This window comes from Serratia sp. (in: enterobacteria) (assembly GCF_046715635.1).
Classification (GTDB): domain Bacteria; phylum Pseudomonadota; class Gammaproteobacteria; order Enterobacterales; family Enterobacteriaceae; genus Chania.
In genome coordinates, this window is record NZ_JBKJYW010000294.1 from 1 (window position 1) to 4,752 (window position 4,752).

General features: G+C 54.9%; 4 protein-coding genes and 1 pseudogene. 1 reads left to right on the forward strand and 4 read right to left on the reverse strand.

Translation table 11 applies throughout. The features are described from left to right. Both ACLQ7H_RS14970 and sufA read right to left on the reverse strand, forming a co-directional pair. Positions 1–263: pseudogene (locus ACLQ7H_RS14970) on the reverse strand (Fe-S cluster assembly protein SufB); the annotation flags it as partial. A gap of 14 nt (positions 264–277) precedes the next feature. Further along, a complete protein-coding gene (sufA, locus tag ACLQ7H_RS14975; RefSeq protein ID WP_411753366.1) occupies positions 278–649 on the reverse strand; it encodes a Fe-S cluster assembly scaffold SufA in 372 nt (123 codons plus the stop codon). Positions 650–1,125: 476 nt separating this feature from the next. Between sufA and ACLQ7H_RS14980 the strand changes: the two genes are divergently transcribed. Further along, the gene (locus ACLQ7H_RS14980; protein ID WP_411753367.1) at positions 1,126–1,530 is read left to right on the forward strand and encodes a hypothetical protein; all 405 of its coding nucleotides are present in this window, start codon (positions 1,126–1,128) and stop codon (positions 1,528–1,530) included. 37 nt (positions 1,531–1,567) lie between these two features. Here the strand turns inward: ACLQ7H_RS14980 and menI are convergent, their stop codons facing one another. Further along, entirely contained in the window at positions 1,568–1,984 is a 417-nt protein-coding gene (gene menI / locus ACLQ7H_RS14985) for a 1,4-dihydroxy-2-naphthoyl-CoA hydrolase (RefSeq protein WP_411753368.1), read from the reverse strand. After that, positions 1,981–4,752, reverse strand: a 2,772-nt coding sequence (locus tag ACLQ7H_RS14990) for an FAD-binding and (Fe-S)-binding domain-containing protein (protein WP_411753369.1), incomplete at its 5' end; no start/stop codon positions are given. The genes menI and ACLQ7H_RS14990, both read right to left, overlap by 4 nt.

Consider the following 4,752-nt stretch of genomic DNA (forward strand, 5'->3'; position numbering starts at 1 on the left):
TAATCCTGATAGTTCAGCTTGTCGTAGTTGGCTTTCAGCCAGTGTGGCTCTTCCATTTGTAACCAGGCACGGTAAGCCTCCAGGCGGAATTCCAGCATCCACTCGGGCTCGTTACGCTTGGCCGAGATGGCGCGCACCACCTCTTCGTTAATACCTTTGGCCAACTCATCGGTGGCCAGTTGGGTAAAGAATCCTTCCTTGTAGCGACCTTCGCTGACCCAAGCCGGTACGTCTTTCGCTGTTTCTACGTTGCTTCGTGTCATGTTGATTGCATCGCTTAAACGCCAAAGCTCTCACCGCACCCGCAGGCGTTCTGAGCTTTAGGGTTGTTAAATTTGAACATCTGATTCAGCCCTTCCCGAACAAAATCTACCGTGGTGCCATCGATAAACGGCATCGCTTTGAGCGGCACGAACAGTTTTGCCCCATCGCGTTCGAACATCAGATCGTCGCTGGCCGGTTCGCGGGTCAAATCCAGAACGTAGGCAAAGCCCGCACAGCCGGATTGTTTGACGCCGAGCTGCAGCCCTTTCACCTGCGCATCCTGCTGCATGAGTCTGATTATCTGTTTCACCGCGCTGTCGCTCAGCGAAATGCCTTGCCAGACGTTGTCTGCCAAGGAAAAAGTACCAACATCTGCCGTATGCATATGGCCTACCTCACATTCGTGTTCTACCACCGCCAATCTGGCTTACCGCCTATGTTAGTGATAATGATTATCACTTCAACCGTTTGTTTTGCGGGGGTATTTACCAAACGCCCGGAATGACGCTCGTTAGTACGTTAAACCGATGGCGCATCCAGGCGAAATAGAGTCAGGGATAATTTTTATCCTGCTGAATTAACTATAATTCATCATATCCCGTACGGCTTATCCCGCAGACCTGACAAGGTTATAACGCCAGATAAGCCGACTGTTTTAAACATTCATAGAAAATACCTATTTCTGCATCTTGTCTGTCTGAAAAATGCCTTTCCCTGCTTTAAGTCTAGTCGCTCGCGTGTTTTTAGCCCGCGGGGGGTCAAATGACCCACAACAGAAAAAAATCGCCGGGGAGCATTGATCATCGCCACAGCAGCAAATATGATAATGATTATCATTAAGCTTTGATTGGGCGTGGACCTATGGCTATCTCGATGAATGCGTGGCTGCTGGGCAAAATTGATGAGTACAAATTCAACATCCGTGACGTCACGGTGGATTTCTATATGGCGGAAGCGGCGCTACAGCGGCCGGAATGCAACATCAATCATCTGAAGCGTTACAACGGCGTTAGTCTTGGCATGGCGAATTTGTGCCTGGAGAATGGCGATGATGAAAGCTATCTGCATGCGTTGAGCAAACTGCACAACCGGCTGATCGTCGAGATCAACAATCCCCAGCGCTGCCAGTTGTTCCGCGTGCAGTGCTATCATTTTGCCCGGCACACGCTAACGCTGATTTGCCAGAAATATTCGATGGAAGGCGGCTGGGATAAGGCTACCGCTTTTCAGAAGGATTTTGTGAAACGGGTACCGTTCCAGCTGTAACGTTTGCCCCGCAGGGGGAAAACCTGCGGGGTTGGTGTTACTCCAATACTGCCGTGGTCAGCCGCGAGGTACAGCACAGGCGATCGCGATCGTCGAAGATTTCAATCTGCCAGACCTGATTGCGGCGGCCAGCGTGCAACGCACGACAAACCCCGCGCACCTGCCCTTTAAATACCGCGCGCAGGTGGTTAGCGTTAATCTCCAACCCCACCACCTTTTGTTCCCCTTCGGTACACAGATAACCGGCCATTGAGCCCATCGATTCGGCCAGCACCACCGAAGCCCCACCGTGCAACAGGCCAAACGGCTGGGTCGTGCGGTGATCGACGGGCATCACCGCCTCTAAATAGTCCTCTTCCAAACGGGTGAACTGAATGCCTACATGGGCTACCATGCATCCTTCGCCGCTTTGGTTGAGTTGTTCCAGCGTTGTTTCACGTTTCCACAGCTTCACGCAATCATCTCCAGAAGTGCCTGTAATGGATGCCGCACGCCATTGCCTTCAATGCGTTTTACCTGGCTGCGGCAAGAATAACCGGTCGCCAGACAGCGTTGCCTTGGCAAACGTTGTAGCGCCTGATGCCATGATAGCTCATATATCCCCAGGGAATTTTGCAGATTCTTGGCTTCGTGACCGTAAGTGCCCGCCATGCCGCAGCAGCCCACGCTGACGTTTTCCAATTTGGCACCAAAACGGGCAAAGATGGCAGCCCACTGCTGGGAACTTGCCGGTAAGGCGGTGGTTTCGGTGCAGTGGCCAAACAGATACCAGGCTTCCCCGGTGGCAGGCTGTTCCGCACGTTCTGCCAATAATTTTTGCAACCATTCATGAACCAGTTGCACCTGGAAATTACCCCGTTCGTCCCCGAGAATTTCCTGATACTCGTCGCGATAACACAGCACCAGCGCCGGATCGACGCCTACCATCGGCATCCCAAGTTTGGCTACCCGGTTGAGGAAGTCCGCGGTCTTGCGCGCCGTTTTGGCAAAGCGCGTCAGGAAGCCTTTGATATGCTGCGCCTTACCGTTTGGTGAGAATGGCAACAGCAGCGGCTTGTAGCCCAGCTTTTCCACCAGCCGCACAAAATCTGCCACGACCTGAGCATCGTAATAGCTGGTAAACGGATCCTGCACCACCAGCACATGCTGCTCGCGCTGGCTTGCGCCCAATGCCTCCAGCTGTTCAAGCGTCATGCTGAACGCGCTATGACCAGAAAGCTGCTGGCGTAACGTTGGGCTGGAAAGCAGCGGTAAATCCACCATGCCGATGCTGTTGCGGCTCAGTTCGCGCACCCAAGGCTGCTTGAAGAAGAAGTTGAACACCTTCGGCGCTTTGGCCATCAACGGGGTATAGCTCTCGACGCCAGCAACCATGTAGTCACGCATCGGGCGCAGATAGCGGGTGTGATAAAGCTGCAGGAAGCGCGAACGGAAGCCCGGCACGTCGATCTTGATCGGGCACTGGGTCGAACAGGCTTTACAGGCCAGGCAACCCGACATCGCCTCTTTGACCTCATGGGAGAAGTCATACTCGCCCTTGCCTGCATGCCAGCTATTACGGGTTTTCTCAACCAGAGTGCGGAAGCTGAGGCGCTGCTGCGGCAATTGTTTTTCCAGCGCGACAGGGTCCACGCCCTGCTCTGCCAGTAACCGTAACCATTCACGCACCAGGGCCGCACGGCCTTTCGGCGAGTGGATCCGATTCGCGGTGATCTTCATCGACGGGCACATCGGGCTGTGTACGTCAAAGTTGAAACAGAGCCCGTTGCCGTTACACTCCATCGCACCTCGGAACGAGGTACGGACATCGATGGGAATGCGGCGATCTAGCGTGCCGCGTTTCACCGCATCCACCTTCATCATAACGGCATCAACGCCCAGCGGCGGGCAGATCTTACCCGGGTTGAGGCGATTGAGCGGATCAAATGCGGCCTTGATGCGGCGCAGTTCTTCGTAGAGTTCTTCGCCGAAGAACGCCGGGCTGTACTCCGCCCGGAAGCCTTTACCGTGTTCCCCCCACAGCAAGCCACCGTATTTCGCGGTTAACGCCACCACCTGGTCAGAGATCTGCTTCATCAGCACTTCTTGCTGGGGATCGCACATATCCAACGCCGGGCGCACGTGCAGCACTCCGGCATCCACGTGGCCGAACATGCCATAGCTCAGGTTATGGCTATCTAACAGTTGGCGGAATTCGGTAATGTAATCGGCCAGATGCTGCGGCGGCACGCAGGTATCTTCAGCAAACGGGATGGGTTTGGCCTGCCCTTTGGCGTTACCCAGCAGCCCAACCGCCTTTTTGCGCATATTGTAGATGCGTTCAATGCCGGTCAGATCGCCGCAAATCTGATAGCCGATCACCCCAGCCTGTTGCTCGGAGATCAGATCGTCCAGACGCTCACACAACGCTTCCATCTGGCCGTCGATCAGTTCCTTATCGTCACCGGCAAACTCAACGATGTTCAGCCCGAGCATCTCTTTATCCGGCACGTTGGTGATCAGTTCACTGACCGAGTGCCAGACGATATCTTCACGGGCCAGATTCAGCACCTTGGAGTCGATGGTTTCCACCGACAGCGCCTTGGCTTCCACCATAAAGGGCGCATTGCGCAAGGCCGAATCGAAAGAATCATATTTGACGTTAACCAGCCGCCGTACCTTCGGCAGCGGCGTGATATCCAGCCGCGCTTCGGTGATAAAGGCCAAGGTCCCTTCGGCACCGGTAAAAATGCGTGTCAGATCGAAGGTTTGCAGATCGTCGCTCAACACGTGGCGCAGATCGTAGCCGGTGAGGAAGCGGTTAAGCTTGGGGAATTTCTCCAGGATCAGCGCCCGTTGCTCGCGGCAACGGTTCAGCACGGTGTGGTAGATCCGCCCTTCTGGCGTGTCTTCCAGAGCAATCGTTTCCGCCAGCGGCGTCGGCATGGCGCGGGTGTCGATCATTTCGCCCCCCAGCAACACCGCCCGCAGCCCCAGCACATGGTCTGAGGTTTTGCCGTACACCAGCGAACCCTGGCCAGAAGCGTCGGTATTGATCATACCGCCAAGGGTGGCACGATTGCTGGTGGAAAGCTCCGGAGCGAAGAAATAGCCGAACGGTCGCAAATACTGGTTGAGCTGGTCTTTAATCACCCCAGCTTCGACCCGCACCCAACCTTGCTCGACATTAATGTCCAGAATGCGGTTCATGTAGCGCGACATATCAACCACAATGCCGGTGTT

Coding starts and splice junctions, on each gene's coding strand:
- ACLQ7H_RS14980 (WP_411753367.1), top strand. CDS start 1,126: ATGGCTATCTCGATGAATGCGTGGCTGCTGGGCAAAATTGATGAGTAC.
- sufA (WP_411753366.1), bottom strand. CDS start 649: ATGCATACGGCAGATGTTGGTACTTTTTCCTTGGCAGACAACGTCTGG.